The organism is Pseudomonas sp. RC10, assembly GCF_038397775.1.
GTDB lineage: Bacteria > Pseudomonadota > Gammaproteobacteria > Pseudomonadales > Pseudomonadaceae > Aquipseudomonas > Aquipseudomonas bambusae.
In genome coordinates this window covers 5634996-5651304 of sequence record NZ_CP151650.1, presented here as the reverse complement: position 1 = coordinate 5651304, position 16309 = coordinate 5634996, and the positions used below count along the sequence as shown (strand labels likewise).

Sequence of the window (16309 nt, the reverse complement as noted above, 5' to 3'; positions counted from 1 at the left end):
GCTAATGGAACGGCGAGACAACAACACCCAGAAACGTAGTTCGAAACCCGCTCTACCCGACGAACGAAGGCCTGCCAGTACATTGCGCATCCCGACGGAGCGCTCTCCACTGGCGACTTGCGTCAGTGCCGCTCTTGCGTGGATGGTGAGCACCAGTGTCGTGGCGATGACTGAAGGCGGCAGCGATAGCGCCACGTCCGTTTCGCCCCCGTCAACGGTGAAATTCAACACGGCTTTCATTCAGGGAACCGATCAGCCCGCCGACCTGGAGACCTTCCTTCAAGGCAACAGCGTGGTGCCGGGAACGTACAGGGTCGACATTTACGTCAACCGGGCCTTGAGTGGGCGGCGCGACATCCCTTTTGTGGCGAATCCGGCAACCGGCGCGATAGAGGCCTGCCTGACCTTGGAGATGCTCCAACAGTTCGGCATGGACACCTCGGGGTTGAGCAGCGCGGACAACGCGCCTGACCGCTGCTTCGATCTGGCTGCCAAGGTCCAGTTCGCCCATGTGGAATACCAGCCCACCAGCCTGCGACTGAACATCAGCATTCCCCAAGCCATGATGTTGCGCAGCGTGCGGGGCTATGTGGCTCCGGAGTTGTGGGACGAGGGCGAGACGGCAGCGTTCGTCAATTACACCTTCAGCGGCGCCCGTCGTACGCGGGGCGGTCAGACGCAGGATCAGTATTATCTCGGCCTGCGTAATGGGCTGAACCTGGGTGCCTGGCGATTGCGCAACGAATCATCGCTGGTCTACGGCGATGCTCAGCCTTATCGCTTTCGCAGCAACCGGAGCTTTCTTCAGCGAGACGTGACAGCGCTCAAGAGTCAACTGACCTTGGGTGAAACGTTCACGGAGTCCCAGATCTTCGACAGCGTACGGTTCGTGGGCGCGATGCTGGCCTCCGATGACGGCATGCTGCCCGATAGCGAGCGGGTGTACGCCCCGGTTATTCGGGGCATTGCCGAGACCAACGCGACAGTCGAAGTGCGCCAGAACGGCTTCATGCTCTACAGCGGCAACGTGTCGCCGGGGCCGTTCGAAATCTCGGATATCTACCCCAGCGGCTCAAATGGCGATCTGGAAATCACTGTGGTTGAGGCCGACGGGCGCAAGCGCGTTTTCGTACAGGCCTATGCGTCGTTGCCGATTATGGTGCCCAAGGGGGCATTGCGTTACAGCCTCGCAGCGGGGAGCTACGACAGCCACGACGAGTCAGGCGAATCACCGACCTTCACCAGCGCGACGCTGATCTACGGTCTGACCGAGCGCATGACGGTGGCGGGAGGCACGCAGGTCGCCGAAGATTTTCGGGCAGGAAACATCGGCGCAGGGGTTAACACAGGCGTCGGTGCGGTGTCGCTGGACGTGACTCAATCCGTCAGCGAGCAGGCGCGTGAAACCCACACCGGGCAAAGCGTGCGGGTGCGTTATGCCAACACGCTGGACCTGACCAACACGACGCTGGCCGTCGCCGGTTATCGCTATTCCACCGACCGGTATCGCACGTTTGACGAGCATGTCGAGGAGCGCCAAGCCTTGAACGGTACGCGGTACGGGCGCGCCAAAGATCGTCTTGAATTCAACCTCACGCAGGCGCTGCCGGAACAGTCTGCGTCGTTGAGCTTTACGGGTTCTGAACAACGCTACTGGGACTCGACGGGCAAGACGCGACAGTTTTACCTGACATGGAACGCAGCCTGGCGCAGCCTCAGCTACGGCATTTCTGTAGAACGCAATCAGACCTTTCTGACTGACGGCCAGCGGCAGTCGGACAACCGCATTGCCCTGACGCTCAGCTTGCCGTTGGGGAACGGCCCGTCGTCTTCGCGGGCTTTTTTCAATGCCGTCCGCGACAGCGTCGGCGACCACGACATGCAGGCCGGTCTCAATGGCCAAGTCTTCGATGATCGCAGCACGTTCTATTCGGTACAGGCCGGGCAAGACAGTCGTTCAGGGGCGTCCGGGTCCGGCAAGATCAACACCACCACACCGTTCGGCCGTTTCGATGTTGGCTACGGCCAAGGGCGCGACTATCGGGCATTCAACGTCGGTGCGGCGGGGTCAGTGGTCGCCCATGCCGGTGGCGTGAACCTCGGCCAGCCGTTGGGTGAAACCTTCGCGCTGGTACAGGTGAAGGACGTCGCGGGCGCGCGGCTGAGCAATTACAGCCACATCGAAACAGCCGGCAATGGCTATGCGGTGTTGCCTTACACCCAGCCGTATCGGGCCAATTGGGTCAGTCTGGATACGCGACAGTTGGGCGCTGATGTGGAACTCGAAAATCCGGTGACGCAGGTCATTCCACGCCGGGGAGCGGTGCCAGTGGTGAAGTTCCAGGCACAGGTCGGGCGACGGGTGCAGTTCGAACTGGTGCGCGAAGACGGCAGCCGCGTGCCGCTCGGCGCGGTGGTTGAAGACGGCCACGGTAAGCTGCTTGCAGCGGTTGACCCCACCAGCCGCGCCTTGGTGCTGAGCGAGCAGGACAGTGGCGAGTTGATGGTCAAATGGTCCGATCAGCACTGTCGGGCGCCTTTCGATTTGCCGCCGCGAGACCCTCAGCGCACCTACGACCGCATCACGGTGACGTGCCGATGAAACGGGCGACCATGATCTGTTTCATCGCACTGCTGGTCGGCCGTGAAGCGCAGGCGGTCGTGTCATTGGGCGGGACGCGGCTGGTGTTCGATGGCCGGTTTCGGGAAGCGACGCTTGACGTCAGCAATCCCGGCAGCGGTCCGGTATTGATTCAGGCCTGGATCGAAAACCCAAAAGCCGATCAGGCAACACCCGGGGATCTGCCGTTCGTACTGACCCCCCATCTGGCACAGATTATTGCGCAAGGGCGACAGACTTTTCGGGTGCTTTATGAGGGTGTCGGCATGCCGCAAGATCGCGAATCCCTGCTTCACCTGTATGTGCTGGAAGTGCCCCGTCGTAGCCATGCACCGCAGCAAATGACCATCGCGGTGCGTCAGCGCATCAACGTGTTCTATCGGCCAAAAGGCCTTGATGGCGAACCCGCCGACGTGCCGCAAAGCCTTCGCTGGCAACGGAGCATGCAAGATTCCGACGTCCTTCACGTACGCAATCCGACGGCGTTCCATGCCGCGCTGCTGAAGATTACTTTCGGCGGGGTCGAGATTCAGGAAGACCTCCTGCTCGAACCGTTTTCAGAGCGTTCACTTCGCTTGCCGGAGGGGCTGAAACGGGCTGTCGGAACGGGCTGCCTGCACTTCAAGGCACTCACCGATTACGGCGGACAGCGCGACTTTTCGGCCCTGTCGCAGGACTCGGAACCGTTTATGGCTCGACTGCATATCACGTCCGGTCGCAGCTCTGAGCCCCCTCTACTCAACGAGAAATGCTGAACATGACGACTTTTTCTTTCTCACGCTGGTGTCCGGTTTTTTTGAGTGTCCTGCTCATGCCTGCGACCGGCATGGCCATGACCTGCAAGACCCAGGGGTCGGGTGAAACGGTGATACGTGCCGATCTCAGCAGCAGCGTTGCCATTCCCGCAACGTTGCCTGATGGCAGCGTTGTCTGGCGTTCGGAGCGCTTGAACGCAGCAATCGAATGCGCCCGCGAAGCGTCCGGCCCTGCGGAAGACGTGGTGCTGTATCTGAATCCCGAGAACGTTCAGATCGGCGAAGGGATCCGTGCGGGGCTGACCCTCAACGGTATCGATTACCTGCAAAACAACGGGCGAATTCCCACGCAGCACGTGCTTCCGGCTTGCACCGAGGGAATGGGGAATGTCGCAGCCTGTCCAAGGGTCAGTTTCAATCTGCCGTTTTCGGTATTCATTCAGAAGTACGGGCCGACGCCGCCGTCCGGATCGGCCAGTGACTTGCTCGACTACCGCATGTTCCAGGTCGACAGCGGCAATGGCATGAGCCCGGTGCCGGACAACAACCTCAATTACGTCATCAACAATTTGATGGGCCTGCGGTTCGTGGCCTGTGATGCCGAGCTGCGAGTGCTGCCGGAAACCGTCGATTTCGGCACAGTGCCCATCAAGAACGTGCGTGTAGGGGAGGTGGCGACTTTTCAGCGGTTTGCGCTGGCGACGAGCCGCACCTGCGATTCACCGTTCAGCCTGAATGCGCGCTTCACCCCTGTGTCCGGCACGCTGGCGGGCGACGTGCTGGTGCCAGTCAGCAACGACAGCATTGGAATCCGTGTGACCCATGCACCAGCCCACCAACCGATTCGGTTCAACGAGCCGTTTCACATCATCGATCTGCTCGATGGTATGTATTCCGGTACCGCCGATTTCAACGCCGAACTGGTATGGCAGACCAACACCCCGACCCCAGGTCCATTCGCTGCAGAGGTGTTCGTGGACCTGTTTTACAAGTAGCCGTTGCTCGGTTGGCACGGGCGGTCGAAAGGGGATTCAGGTATGCTGCGGGGCCTGCGGGCAACGCCTGTTTGCCCATCGACCGTCCAGCGCTCACGGAGCTTCCATGACCACCCCCGAACACACGCCAGCTCCCGAAGTCGCTGACGAATCTGTCGATGTTCAAGCCGAATCCGGCGAGAAAAAGCCGGCCATTCCTGCCTTCGGCTTTCCGTTCAAACCAGCAGAGCTGTTGCAGGCGAAGAAAAACCCGTCGCACTACAAAGGCTCGGGCAAATCGAACCACGACAAACGCCCTGGTGCTGCCCCCTCAGGCACTCGTCGCTCGATGGGCAAGCGCTGATCGCTTGACGCTGGCTTAACTGTAGGAGCGAATTTATTCGCGAAAAATAGGCCAGGCGCTGGAGGTGTGTCGGTTGTACCGACCGTTAGCCAACGATGCCTCTAGCCTTCCTTACGAAAACTGTCTCGATACTGCGTGGGCGTCACGCCCAACCGTTGGGTGAAGATCAACCGCATGCGGGCAGCGCTGCCGAATCCGCAGTGATACGCCACGGCCTTGATCACCATTTCGCTGCCTTCCAGCAGGTGCCGGGCGGCGTCGATGCGGGCGCGTTGCACGAATTCGGCCGGGGTGACCTTCGCATCTCGGGCGAACACCCGAGCGAAGCTGCGTGGGCTCATCGACACCACCTCCGCCAAGCGCTCCACTGAAAACGGTTCGCTGATATGTTCCATCACGTAGCGCTGAATCTTCGCCACCGGCGTGTCATCGTCCGCCGAGGCATTCAGGTAGGGGCTGAATTGCGATTGCCCTCCCTGACGCTGGGCCACGACCAGCAAGCGTTTGGCGACCGCCAGCGAAATCGCCGGGCCGTGATCTTCGGCCACCAGCGCCAACGCCATGTCGATCCCCGCCGTGACCCCTGCCGACGTCATCAGCTTGCCGTCTCGCACGTAAATCCGGTCAGGCTCGACCCTGGCTTTCGGAAACAGATCGGCCAATTGCTGCGCATGGCTCCAATGGGTCGCGGCCTGTTTATCATCCAGCAACCCGGCGTGCCCGAGAATGAAAGCCCCGGTGCAGATCGAGCCATAACGACCCGCCAGCGGCGTTGCCTCATGCAGCCAGGCCGTGATGTGCGGCATTTCTGCACTTTCGGGTAACAGCGGCCCGCCTGGTACCAACAAGATGTCGAATTGCTTCGGCGCATCGGCCAGCTCGTACTGCGCGCCGAGGGGCATGCCGTTGGAGGCGAGGATGGGGTAGGGCGCCGCGCCGATCGTCACGATCTGATAACCCTCTCCTTTGGCGACGTAGCGATTGGCTTCGGCGAACACATCCAGCGGGCCTGCGACATCCAGGGACTGAACATGGGGGAACAGCACAATCGCAACGCTTTTCATCGAAGCCTCTCAGGCGCCCGGCAAAGGGATGAACATATAGCTCATTTCTTCGGCAGTGTGGTGACGTTATCCCACTCGGTGATCAGCGCTTTCTTGTTTTTACGGTCATACAGGCACAGCTCGGTGCCGGTCTTGTTTTTCATGAACGTTTGCTTGTACTGGCCTTTGATCAGCAGCGCGCTGTATCCCACGCTGTCGTCGAACATCGCGGAGGTGCCGGCAGGTTTGGCGTTTTTCAGGGAGCTGGCCGCGACGCAGCTGTCGACCAGCGTTTTGTCGAAAGCTTTCCAGGCGTCCGGGCTGGAGGCGCTGGCCTGGCCTGCGACGGCAGTGAGGGCGAGCAACATCAAGGTGGTCCTTTTCATGAGAGTCTCCATCGTTGTCTTATCAGCGGAATGACAGCGGCTTTGACTGACTCAGCGGGGTTCTAGTTCGCAGCGTTGCACGTAGTACATTTCAGCGCGCTCATACAGACGCCGGGCTGTCAGGTTGCTTTCCATGACTTTCAAATCGACATGCCCCTCGTGCCGTGCCGCGAATGTCTCAAATACATGGTTTAGCAAGGCGAGTCCGACACCCTGGCCTTGCAGGCGAGGATGAACCACAAGATTACGGATGAATGCGCTGGTCCAGCATTGCGCGACGGCGATGACACCGGATGAGTCTTCCAGGACGAAACACAACGCGGGATCGAATTCGGGATCGTTCTCGAATCCGTCGAGCCATGTCTCGAAGTCCGGCACGCGACCTCCGCCCAGCTCGGTACCGAGCCTGAGCAGTCGATGGACTGCAACAGCGTTTTCGCGGGAGAAATCCACCCGGTGCAACGAGTCAGGCCAGCCCAACGGGCGATGAATCTGGCTCAGGTCGCGACGCATCAACCAGTAGTGCTCTGGCGAGGCGTCGTGAACGCCGGGTTTCAGATCCCTTGGGCTTCGACCGTACGGGCGGCTTCGATCAAGCATCGCGTCAGCTCGGGTGAAGAAAACTTGGTCAGCACTGCGTTGGCGCCAGCCGCTTTGGCTTTCTCGGCGTTCATCGCGCTGTCCAGCGAAGTGTGCAACAGGACGTAAAGCTCCTGGAAGTCTGGCGTCTCGCGCAGGGTGCGGGTGAACGCGTATCCGTCCATTTCCGACATCTCGATATCGGAGACCACCACGTTGATCTGATGCGCCGTACCTTGCAGGTCCAGCAGTTGATCGATCGCCTCGCGGGCACTGCGCGCTGTGTGGCATTCGATGCCGAGGTTGCGCAGCGTGATCACGGACTGTTGCAACGCGACCTGGCTGTCGTCCACCACCAAAATACGCGCCTTACTCAATACCTTGACCTCTTCAGGGCTGAGTTCGGCTTCCTGGGCGACGATTTGCACCGGCGAGATCCCGTGGATGACCTTTTCGATGTCCAGCACCTGAACCAGCGTGCCATCCACTTGCGTGACGCCCGTGATGAACGACTTGTTGCCCGAGCCGAAAGGGGGCGGACGGATATCGGTGGTCAGGCAGTGGACGATTTTGCTCACCGCTTGCACGTGAAGCCCCTGCTTGGAGCGGCTGACGTCGGTGACGATCAGGCAGCCGCCGTCCGGGTCGAGCAGCGGGCGCTCGCCGATGGCACGACTCAGGTCGATCACCGAGAGCGAATTGCCCCTCAATGTCGCGACCCCTTTGACATGGGGGTGTGATTCCGGAAGGCGAGTGAGGGGAGGGCAGGGGATGATTTCACTGACTTTGAGCAGGTTGATCGCCATCAGCTTTCCGCTGCGTAACGTGAACAGCAGCAGCGAGAGGGAATCCGCACGGACGTTTTTGGACATGTGAACCTTCTGTCATGCAGTGTCTGAGTGCGCCTTAACGCGCAAACAGCTGTCGATGTCGATGTATCGACCCTGTGCAGGCAGGCTTTAACTTTTTGACTCTTCCTGTGGGTCGGCTCACGTCCGTTCGTGTAGTCATAATGACTTATTATGTGTCGTAATGACTTCTTTCACTTGCGTGTCAAAAAGACACGTTCCGTATAACCATTTGAATTTATTAATAAATTTAACTGGCACGGTTCCTGATATGACTACAGCATCTTCTTTTCATTGAGCCTCAGGAGTTCGTCATGTTGAATGCTTCGGATCGTGCCATCGTCAAATCCACCGTCCCGCTGCTGGAGAGCGGCGGTGAAGCCCTGACGACTCATTTTTACAAAAAGCTGCTCAATAAGTACCCCCAAGTCCGCCCGCTGTTCAATCAGGCGCACCAAGCGAGTGGCGATCAGCCCCGCGCCCTGGCCAACGGCGTGTTGATGTACGCCCGGCACATCGACCAACTCGATCAATTGGGTGGGTTGGTGGCCAAGATCATCAATAAGCACGTCGCGCTGCAAATTCTGCCGGAGCATTACCCGCTGGTCGGCGAGTGCCTGCTGGAAGCGATCCGTGAAGTGCTGGGTGCGGAAATCGCGACGGACGAGGTCATCGCTGCCTGGGGGCGGGCCTACGGGCAGTTGGCTGACATTCTGATTGGCGCCGAAGAAAACATCTACGAGGAAAAAGCCTTGGCCGTTGGCGGCTGGCGCGGTGCCCGTGAGTTCAAAGTCGTCAACAAAGTCGCCGAAAGTGCCGAGATTACATCGTTCTACTTCGCGCCCGCGGATGGCCAGCCGATCCTCGACTTCACCCCTGGTCAGTACATCGGTATGCAGCTGTTCCTGAACGGCGAAGAAATCCGCCGTAACTACTCATTGTCTGCGCGGGCCGGCAACAATCAGTACCGCATCAGCGTGAAGCGTGAGCCTGGCGGTCGTGCCTCCAACTACCTGCATGACAAAGTGCAGGTGGGGAACAGCATTAGCCTCTTCCCGCCTTCAGGGGAGTTCACCCTGGCGCACAGCGACAAGCCGCTGGTGCTGATCAGTGGGGGAGTGGGCATTACACCGACCCTGGCCATGCTGCAGGCGGCGCTGGAAACGCAGCGCCCAATCCATTTCATCCACTGCGCGCGCAATGGCTCGGTTCACGCGTTCCGCGACTGGATCGAGGGGCTGGCCAGCAAGCACCCTCAATTGAAACAGTTCTACCTGTACAGCGAAGATGATGGTGTCAGTGCGGCCGCGCACGCGGTGGGTTTGCTGGATCAGGCGCAACTGGAGCAGTGGTTGCCTGAGGACCGCGATCTGGATGCGTATTTCCTGGGGCCGAAAGGTTTCATGGCGGCAGTGAAGCGCCAATTGAAGGCGGCAGGTGTTCCGGATGACCAGGCGCGTTACGAGTTCTTCGGTCCGGCTTCAGCTCTCGAATGACCCTTGGCTGCTGCGACAAATAGACGCAGACTTCTATATATAAGGAAGGGTGCGGCGATCTGCCCCTGCGGCAAAGCGTCGCACGCTTCTATATATAGAAGGATCTGGAGAAGGTGACCGTTGGCTGACCCGTGCCAGGGTTAATGTTCGGCTAATGCAGATGTGTTCACCATCTGCACCGGCGTGCGGCTGCGACGATGGTAGAATTGCCGGCTTTCCGGGCACCCGGGGCACGCAACAAGGCAGATCTTCGATCTGGATGGACACCACATTCAAAGGGTATGTGAATGACTGACGAGATGTTTTACCTGCGGCGCGAAAAGCAGTTTCTGGTTTTGCTGGGCATCATTTGCCTGGCGCTGATCGGCGGGGCCCTGTACATGCAGGTGGTGCTGGGCGAAGCGCCTTGTCCGCTGTGCATCTTGCAACGCTATGCGCTGCTGTTCATCGCGATTTTTGCCTTCATCGGCGCCGCCATGCGTGGACGCGTAGGTCTGAGCATCTGTGAAGTGTTGGTCACGCTCAGTGCGATCGGCGGTGTGGTCGCTGCGGGACGTCACGTCTGGATTCAGACCCATCCGACCGAGAGCTGCGGCATCGACATACTGCAACCGATCGTGGACGGTTTGCCCCTGGCCTCACTGTTTCCGCTGGGTTTCCAAGTGGCAGGCTTCTGTGAGACGCCATATCCGCCAGTCTTGGGACTGTCGCTTGCACAATGGGCATTGATCGCTTTCGTTCTCACCGTAATTCTGGTACCGGTCGGCATCATTTGGAACCGTATGAAAGCGCGTTAATTACAAAGTGTTGCGGAAAAGAGTGCCTCAAATGCCTTAGGAAATTTGGGGCCTTTCCGGGTTCCAAGGGTGCGACATATGCGCGCATTCTTACAGATCCGGAAATTAACTGTTGCGCAGAAACTCATAGTCAATAAAACTTTACGTATCTACAATCGCCCCCACTTAACGCCCCCCATCACGTATGGACGGCGTAAATCGAGGTCGGGAAGGGGTTTTTCCCCTTTTGTAGACGCCGTTTGGATGGCCTCTTGAGTCAAATTCTGAATGTCTGCGCCAAGGGATTTGGACCGCGTCGGCGGTTGCCACCATTCGAATAAGAAACCACAGCTAAACCTGGATTTGTTACGAGGCCAAACGCTTCCTGACAGGCCCCTGTTCAATCCAAAGAATTTGCCAGCACCTGGCAGGGTGAAGTGTTGGCGGTCGAAACCCAACTGCGATGCGAAAGCTGCTTTTAGAGGTCGTGAGATGAGTAAAAAAAGGTACCCCAGGTTTTTTGGCTTCTTGGCCCTTTTCAGCATGCTCCTGCTCAGCGGGTGCGATTACACCCTGCTGGACCCCAAGGGCCATGTCGGCGTGCAAGAGCGTGATCTGATCATCACTGCAACCTTGCTCATGCTGCTGGTGGTGGTGCCGGTCATCTTCATGACCATCATCTTCGCCTGGAAGTATCGCGCGACGAACAAGAGCGCCACGTACACGCCTGACTGGGCGCATTCGACCAAGATCGAACTGGTTGTCTGGCTGGTTCCGCTGGCCATCATCATCGTGCTGGGCTATGTGACCTACAAGTCCACTCACGCGCTGGACCCATACCGTCCACTTGAGTCCGACGTGAAGCCCCTGACCATCGAAGTGGTCGCGCTTGACTGGAAATGGCTGTTCATCTACCCGGACCAGGGTATCGCCACCGTCAACAAGATCGTCTTCCCGGCCAATACTCCGCTCAATTTCCGCATCACCTCTGATTCGGTCATGAACTCGTTCTTCATCCCTGCACTGGGCGGCCAGATCTACGCGATGGCCGGCATGCAGACCAAGCTGCACTTGATCGCCAACGAGAAAGGCGATTTCGACGGCATCTCCGCGAACTACAGCGGCGCAGGTTTCACCGGCATGAAATTCACGGCAACCGCGACCGATCAGGCTGGTTTCGACGCCTGGGTAGCCGATGTCAAGAATTCACCTAAACAGCTGGCAACGGCTGAGTACACCGCTCTGGCCAAACCTAGCGAACGTAACCCCGTTGAACTCTACTCCACGGTCACTCCTAACCTGTTTCAGATCATCATCGACAAGTATGAAGGTATGAAGCCGGGCAAGATTGTCCACGAGAAGAAAGAAGTGGCCGGTATGGAAGGGATGGACATGGGTAAGCATTCAGCTGCTGAGGCAGAGGAGTAAACGATGTTTGGTAAATTAACTCTAGACGCGGTTCCGTTTCACGAACCGATAGTCATGATCACGCTCGCGATGATCGCTATCGGCGGTGCGGCGGTTGTCGGTCTGATCTCGTATTTCAAGAAGTGGACCTACCTGTACACCGAGTGGCTGACCTCCGTCGACCACAAGAAAATCGGTGTGATGTACATCGTCATCGCCATGGTCATGCTGCTGCGTGGTTTCGCCGACGCCATCATGATGCGTTCCCAGTTGGCCCTGGCCACTGAAGGTTCGCCTGGCTACCTGCCGCCTGAACACTACGACCAGATCTTCACCGCTCACGGTGTGATCATGATCATCTTCATGGCGATGCCATTCTTCACCGGTCTGATGAACATCGTTCTCCCTCTGCAGATCGGCGCTCGCGACGTTGCGTTCCCGTTCCTGAACTCGCTGTCCCTGTACCTGCTGATCTCCGGCGTGGTTCTGGTCAACGTGTCCCTGGGTGTCGGCGAATTCGCACGCACTGGCTGGGTTGCCTATCCACCGCTGTCCGAGCTGGGCTATAGCCCTGGCGTGGGCGTGGACTACTACATCTGGGCGCTACAGCTATCCGGCCTGGGTACGACACTGACGGGCGTAAACTTCCTGGTTACCGTTCTGAAAATGCGCACCCCAGGCATGAAACTGATGGACATGCCGATTTTCACCTGGACCTGCACCTGGGCCAACGTCTTGATCGTGGCTTCGTTCCCGATCCTGACCGGCACCCTGGCATTCCTGACCCTCGACCGTTACCTCGACTTCCACATCTTCACGAACGAATTGGGTGGTAACCCGATGATGTACGTGAACCTGTTCTGGGCGTGGGGTCACCCTGAGGTGTACATCCTGATTCTGCCGGCGTTCGGTGTCTTCTCCGAAGTCATCTCGACGTTCACCGGCAAGCGCCTGTTCGGCCACCACTCGATGATCTACGCCTCCGGCGCGATCTCGGTGCTGGGCTTCATGGTATGGCTGCACCACTTCTTCACCATGGGTTCGGGTGCGAGCGTCAACGCCTTCTTCGGTCTGGCGACGATGCTGATTTCCATCCCGACGGGTGTGAAACTGTTCAACTGGCTGTTCACGATCTACCAGGGCCGTCTGCGCTTCGACGCGCCAGTGCTCTGGACCCTGGGCTTCATGATCACCTTCTCCATCGGTGGCATGACCGGCGTACTGCTGGCCATTCCAGGTGCTGACTTCGTTCTGCACAACAGCCTGTTCGTGATCGCGCACTTCCACAACGTGATCATCGGTGGTGCGGTATTCGGTTACATCGCCGGCTTCGCGTTCTGGTTCCCTAAAGCGTTCGGCTTCAAGCTGAACGAGAAGTGGGGCAAGGCAGCGTTCTGGTTCTGGATCTCGGGCTTCTACGTGGCATTCATGCCGCTGTACGCTCTGGGCTTCATGGGCATGACCCGTCGTCTGAACACCACTGATAACCCGGACTGGACACCTTACCTGCACGTTGCCTTCTGGGGCGCTGCGCTGATCGCAGTCGGTATCGCCTGCCAGCTGATTCAGATCTACGTGAGTATCCGTGACCGCGAGCAGAACCGTGACCTGACCGGTGACCCATGGAATGGCCACACCCTGGAATGGTCCACGTCTTCGCCGCCGCCGTTCTACAACTTCGCAGAGCTGCCAAAGGCTGACGAGATCGACGCGTTCTATGCTGCCAAGCGTGATGGCGAGGCGTACAAGGTTCCGGCCAAGTACAACGACATCCACATGCCGCACAACACCGCAACCGGCATGATCATGGGTGGTCTGCTGACCGTCTTTGGTTTCGCGATGATCTGGCACATCTGGTGGCTGGCAATCGCAAGCCTGGTAGGCACTGTCGTTTACCTCGTGATCCACACTGCACGTGATGATCAGGGCTACATGGTTCCTGCTTCGGAAGTGGCACGTGTCGAAGGCGAGCAACACAAGATCCTGGCCTCGGTGCGCGCTGCCCAGGCAAACTCTCCTGTCAACAAGCTGGAGCAGGCATAAACAATGTCGAACTTAGTATTTGAAGGGGCGAAAGGTCACGATCACGATCATGACCACGCCCATGATCACCACGATGCCGGCGAGATGAAGATCTACGGCTTCTGGATCTACCTGATGACCGACTGCATTCTGTTTGCGTCGATCTTCGCAATCTATGCAGTGCTGGTGAACAACGTTGCCGGCGGTCCTTCGGGCCACGACATCTTCGAACTGCCTTATGTGCTCGGCGAAACCGCCTGCCTGTTGCTCAGCTCGATCACCTACGGCTTCGCCATGCTGGCGATGCACAAAGGTAACAAGGCTGGCGTGCTGGGTTGGTTGTTCATCACCTTCCTGTTCGGTCTGGGCTTCATCGGCATGGAAGTCAATGAATTCCACATGCTGATCGAAGAAGGCTACGGCCCTAACCGCAGCGGTTTCCTGTCGGCGTTCTTCACGCTGGTCGGTACCCACGGTCTGCACGTGACCAGCGGTCTGATCTGGATGGCGATCATGATGTATCACGTCAGCAAGCACGGCCTGACGTCGACCAACCAGACTCGCCTCAGCATGCTCAGCCTGTTCTGGCACTTCCTGGACGTGGTCTGGATCTGTGTGTTCACCGTTGTCTATCTGATGGGGACCATCTAAATGGCTAATTCACATCATTCTCACGACGATGCGAGCCACGGTAGCTTCAAGTCGTACATGATCGGTTTCGTACTGTCGATCATCCTGACCGCGATTCCTTTCGGTCTGGTGATGTTCCCGACCATTTCGAAAGTCGCCACCCTGTGGGTCGTACTGATTTTCGCTGTCGTGCAGGTTCTGGTTCACCTGGTGTACTTCCTGCACCTGGACCGCTCTGCGGCGCAGCGCAACAGTGTGATCGCGTTTGCCTTCGCAACGTTGGTTATCTTGCTGTTGGTCGGTTTGAGTGTCTGGATCATGTTCAGCATTCACACCTTCATGATGGCGAAGTGAGGAAACCCTGATGTCACTGAAGCACTTTATCCAAATCACCAAACCGGGGATCATTTTCGGTAACGTGCTTTCGGTGGCTGGTGGCTTTTTCCTCGCATCAAAGGGGCATGTCGATTTCGGCCTGTTCCTTGTTGCAATGATTGGTACGTCGCTGGTCGTCGCATCCGGTTGTGTTTTCAACAACTGCATCGACCGCGACATCGACCTGAAGATGGAGCGCACCCGTAATCGTGTGCTGGTGCAGGGGCTGGTTTCGCTGAAGCTCGCCCTGGCCTATGCGACGGTGCTGGGTGTGGTGGGCGTTGGCCTGCTGTACTTCAAGGCCAACGCATTGGCCGCTCTGTTCGCCGTGATCGGTTTCGTGATTTATGTGGGCTTCTACAGCCTGTACCTGAAACGCAAATCCGTTCACGGCACACTGGTCGGCAGCCTCTCCGGGGCAATGCCACCGGTCATTGGCTACGTCGCCGTGAGCAACAGCTTCGACCTCGCTGCGCTGACCTTGCTGGTCATGTTCAGCCTGTGGCAGATGCCTCATTCGTACGCGATCGCGATCTTCCGCTTCAACGACTACCTGGCTGCCTCGATTCCGGTTCTGCCGGTCAAGCGCGGCATTCGGGTGGCCAAGCGTCATATCCTGATCTACATCCTGGCCTTCTTGTTGGCGACCTTGATGTTGACCTTCGGCGGTTACGCCGGGCTCAATTACCTGGCCGTCGCGGCCGCCATGGGCATGTACTGGTTGTACATGGCCTGGACAGGTTACAAGGCCAAGGATGACACCGTTTGGGCACGCAAGCTGTTCGTGTTCTCCATCTTCACGATCACTGCTCTGAGCGTGGCCATGTCGCTGGATTTTCAGGTAACTAAGGAATTGCTGATTACGTACGCAGCTCCTTAGCCGCCCGACCGCAGTTATGAAAGACCCCGTGCTTCGCGAGAACCACGGGGTTTTTTATTGGGCGATCAAAGGCAGCTGTCAGGGATTCATTACCGACTAAGGTAGGATCAATCCGATTTTTTGCGCAGGCAGAGGCTATTCAGCCATGACAAAAGCCTTCTCTTTGCCGCATCATGTGTCTGTTTTGTACAAGGATCGTAGCGAAATGCCTTCGATCCAGTCGTAGAGACACAACAAACAGACTTATGACTGACCAAATCACTCCAGAAATCCGGCCCAAGAATGACTCGATGCCCCTGGTATCGATCATTGCGCCCTGCTACAACGCAGAAAAGTATCTGGACGCCGCCATCGCCAGCATCTTCGCTCAGGATTATCAGAACTTCGAAGTCATCATCGTCGATGACGGTTCGAGCGATAACAGCGTTGCCATGTTGCAGGCGCTGCAAGCCCGATATGATTTCCAGCTCTACTCTCAGGCCAATCAGGGCGTCAGCGCTGCGTTGAATCACGGCCTCAGCCACGCCCGTGGCGAATACGTGTGCACGCCGGACCTCGATGACATCATGTTGCCGTCGTCTGTGCGGTTGCGCGCCGACTACCTGAATCAGCACCCGGAAGTCGGTTGTGTGGGCGCGCTGATCATCTACATGGATTCGGACGGCAACGACACCAAGACGCAAAAGTTGTCGGGCATCAAGAAACTCAGCTTCGATGAAATCCTTGGCGACGCGGTCGTGGTTGGCGCCCCTGTGTCGCTGTACCGCATGGACGCCCTCCGGGCCGTGGATTTCTACGACCCCGAGATTCGGGTCCAGGATTTCCAGATGACCCTCAGAATCGCCAGCAAGGGCTATGAGGTTCATGTGCTGCCGGTCAGTGTCACGCGCTATCGTCGTCATCCTAACAACCTGTCGCGCCGCTACAAGGTGCTGCTCGACGCCGACATGCGCACCATTGCCCCGTACCGCTCTCATCCCGCTTACAACCGGGGCCTGACTGCGATCATCAACAAGGCGTTGAAATATGCAGTGGTCAGCGACAAGAAGTACGCGTGGACCCTGTTGCGCTCAATTCCCTTCCGGCAATTCAACAAGACCACCTTTCGCCGCTTCAAGCGCCTGTTGCTGCACCGCCAGAGCAGCTGATCCTTT

16 protein-coding genes are annotated in these 16309 nt (G+C 58.1%); 12 read left to right on the top strand and 4 right to left on the bottom strand.

Annotation, left to right across the window (positions count from 1 at the left end; all coding sequences use genetic code 11):
* Window positions 1-166: 166 nt before the first annotated feature.
* The 4 genes from AAEO81_RS25565 (at window position 167) to AAEO81_RS25550 (ending at window position 4713) form a co-directional block, all read left to right on the top strand.
* The gene (locus tag AAEO81_RS25565) at window positions 167-2602 is read left to right on the top strand and encodes a fimbria/pilus outer membrane usher protein (protein ID WP_341964618.1); all 2436 of its coding nucleotides are present in this window, start codon (window positions 167-169) and stop codon (window positions 2600-2602) included.
* Complete coding sequence (locus AAEO81_RS25560) at window positions 2599-3375, top strand: molecular chaperone (RefSeq protein ID WP_341959763.1); 777 nt, start codon at window positions 2599-2601, stop codon at window positions 3373-3375. The genes AAEO81_RS25565 and AAEO81_RS25560 overlap by 4 nt, the downstream gene beginning before the upstream one ends.
* Window positions 3369-4370, top strand: coding sequence for a fimbrial protein (locus AAEO81_RS25555; RefSeq protein ID WP_341959761.1), 1002 nt, complete (start codon window positions 3369-3371; stop codon window positions 4368-4370). Before AAEO81_RS25560 ends, AAEO81_RS25555 begins: the two co-directional genes overlap by 7 nt.
* Window positions 4371-4476: 106 nt before the next feature.
* Window positions 4477-4713, top strand: coding sequence for a hypothetical protein (locus tag AAEO81_RS25550; protein ID WP_166593697.1), 237 nt, complete (start codon window positions 4477-4479; stop codon window positions 4711-4713).
* A gap of 101 nt (window positions 4714-4814) precedes the next feature.
* Here the strand turns inward: AAEO81_RS25550 and AAEO81_RS25545 are convergent, their stop codons facing one another.
* The 4 genes from AAEO81_RS25545 to AAEO81_RS25530 are packed head-to-tail and all read right to left on the bottom strand — an operon-like array spanning window position 4815 to window position 7593.
* On the bottom strand, window positions 4815-5777 hold the full coding sequence (locus tag AAEO81_RS25545; protein ID WP_166593696.1) for a GlxA family transcriptional regulator: 963 nt from the start codon (window positions 5775-5777) through the stop codon (window positions 4815-4817).
* A gap of 41 nt (window positions 5778-5818) precedes the next feature.
* Complete coding sequence (locus AAEO81_RS25540) at window positions 5819-6142, bottom strand: hypothetical protein (protein WP_341959759.1); 324 nt, start codon at window positions 6140-6142, stop codon at window positions 5819-5821.
* A gap of 51 nt (window positions 6143-6193) precedes the next feature.
* A complete protein-coding gene (locus AAEO81_RS25535) occupies window positions 6194-6742 on the bottom strand; it encodes a GNAT family N-acetyltransferase (protein ID WP_341959757.1) in 549 nt (182 codons plus the stop codon).
* Complete coding sequence (locus AAEO81_RS25530; RefSeq protein WP_341959755.1) at window positions 6697-7593, bottom strand: chemotaxis protein; 897 nt, start codon at window positions 7591-7593, stop codon at window positions 6697-6699. The genes AAEO81_RS25535 and AAEO81_RS25530 overlap by 46 nt, the downstream gene beginning before the upstream one ends.
* A gap of 290 nt (window positions 7594-7883) precedes the next feature.
* Here AAEO81_RS25530 and hmpA point away from each other — a divergent pair, with 290 nt between their 5' ends.
* The 8 genes from hmpA (at window position 7884) to AAEO81_RS25490 (ending at window position 16303) form a co-directional block, all read left to right on the top strand.
* Entirely contained in the window at window positions 7884-9065 is a 1182-nt protein-coding gene (gene hmpA, locus AAEO81_RS25525; protein ID WP_341959753.1) for an NO-inducible flavohemoprotein, read from the top strand.
* Between the two features lie 287 nt (window positions 9066-9352).
* Window positions 9353-9862 (top strand): disulfide bond formation protein B, encoded by a 510-nt coding sequence (locus AAEO81_RS25520; protein ID WP_341959751.1) that lies wholly within the window; start codon window positions 9353-9355, stop codon window positions 9860-9862.
* A 471-nt stretch (window positions 9863-10333) separates the two neighbouring features.
* Complete coding sequence (gene cyoA, locus AAEO81_RS25515; RefSeq protein WP_166593691.1) at window positions 10334-11269, top strand: ubiquinol oxidase subunit II; 936 nt, start codon at window positions 10334-10336, stop codon at window positions 11267-11269.
* A gap of 3 nt (window positions 11270-11272) precedes the next feature.
* Entirely contained in the window at window positions 11273-13291 is a 2019-nt protein-coding gene (cyoB, locus tag AAEO81_RS25510; RefSeq protein WP_166593690.1) for a cytochrome o ubiquinol oxidase subunit I, read from the top strand.
* A gap of 3 nt (window positions 13292-13294) precedes the next feature.
* On the top strand, window positions 13295-13921 hold the full coding sequence (locus tag AAEO81_RS25505; protein WP_166593689.1) for a cytochrome o ubiquinol oxidase subunit III: 627 nt from the start codon (window positions 13295-13297) through the stop codon (window positions 13919-13921).
* Window positions 13922-14254: a cytochrome o ubiquinol oxidase subunit IV gene (cyoD, locus tag AAEO81_RS25500; protein ID WP_166593688.1), complete on the top strand. Its 333-nt coding sequence runs from the start codon at window positions 13922-13924 to the stop codon at window positions 14252-14254.
* A 10-nt stretch (window positions 14255-14264) separates the two neighbouring features.
* Window positions 14265-15155: a heme o synthase gene (cyoE, locus tag AAEO81_RS25495; RefSeq protein ID WP_166593687.1), complete on the top strand. Its 891-nt coding sequence runs from the start codon at window positions 14265-14267 to the stop codon at window positions 15153-15155.
* 290 nt (window positions 15156-15445) lie between these two features.
* Window positions 15446-16303 carry a glycosyltransferase family 2 protein gene (locus AAEO81_RS25490; RefSeq protein ID WP_341959747.1) on the top strand — a complete coding sequence of 286 codons (858 nt, stop codon included), beginning with the start codon at window positions 15446-15448 and terminating at the stop codon, window positions 16301-16303.
* The last annotated feature ends 6 nt before the right edge of the window (window positions 16304-16309 follow it).

Coding starts and splice junctions, on each gene's coding strand:
- AAEO81_RS25565 (WP_341964618.1), top strand. CDS start 167: ATGACTGAAGGCGGCAGCGATAGCGCCACGTCCGTTTCGCCCCCGTCA.
- AAEO81_RS25560 (WP_341959763.1), top strand. CDS start 2,599: ATGAAACGGGCGACCATGATCTGTTTCATCGCACTGCTGGTCGGCCGT.
- AAEO81_RS25555 (WP_341959761.1), top strand. CDS start 3,369: ATGCTGAACATGACGACTTTTTCTTTCTCACGCTGGTGTCCGGTTTTT.
- AAEO81_RS25550 (WP_166593697.1), top strand. CDS start 4,477: ATGACCACCCCCGAACACACGCCAGCTCCCGAAGTCGCTGACGAATCT.
- AAEO81_RS25545 (WP_166593696.1), bottom strand. CDS start 5,777: ATGAAAAGCGTTGCGATTGTGCTGTTCCCCCATGTTCAGTCCCTGGAT.
- AAEO81_RS25540 (WP_341959759.1), bottom strand. CDS start 6,142: ATGAAAAGGACCACCTTGATGTTGCTCGCCCTCACTGCCGTCGCAGGC.
- AAEO81_RS25535 (WP_341959757.1), bottom strand. CDS start 6,742: ATGCTTGATCGAAGCCGCCCGTACGGTCGAAGCCCAAGGGATCTGAAA.
- AAEO81_RS25530 (WP_341959755.1), bottom strand. CDS start 7,593: ATGTCCAAAAACGTCCGTGCGGATTCCCTCTCGCTGCTGCTGTTCACG.
- hmpA (WP_341959753.1), top strand. CDS start 7,884: ATGTTGAATGCTTCGGATCGTGCCATCGTCAAATCCACCGTCCCGCTG.
- AAEO81_RS25520 (WP_341959751.1), top strand. CDS start 9,353: ATGACTGACGAGATGTTTTACCTGCGGCGCGAAAAGCAGTTTCTGGTT.
- cyoA (WP_166593691.1), top strand. CDS start 10,334: ATGAGTAAAAAAAGGTACCCCAGGTTTTTTGGCTTCTTGGCCCTTTTC.
- cyoB (WP_166593690.1), top strand. CDS start 11,273: ATGTTTGGTAAATTAACTCTAGACGCGGTTCCGTTTCACGAACCGATA.
- AAEO81_RS25505 (WP_166593689.1), top strand. CDS start 13,295: ATGTCGAACTTAGTATTTGAAGGGGCGAAAGGTCACGATCACGATCAT.
- cyoD (WP_166593688.1), top strand. CDS start 13,922: ATGGCTAATTCACATCATTCTCACGACGATGCGAGCCACGGTAGCTTC.
- cyoE (WP_166593687.1), top strand. CDS start 14,265: ATGTCACTGAAGCACTTTATCCAAATCACCAAACCGGGGATCATTTTC.
- AAEO81_RS25490 (WP_341959747.1), top strand. CDS start 15,446: ATGCCCCTGGTATCGATCATTGCGCCCTGCTACAACGCAGAAAAGTAT.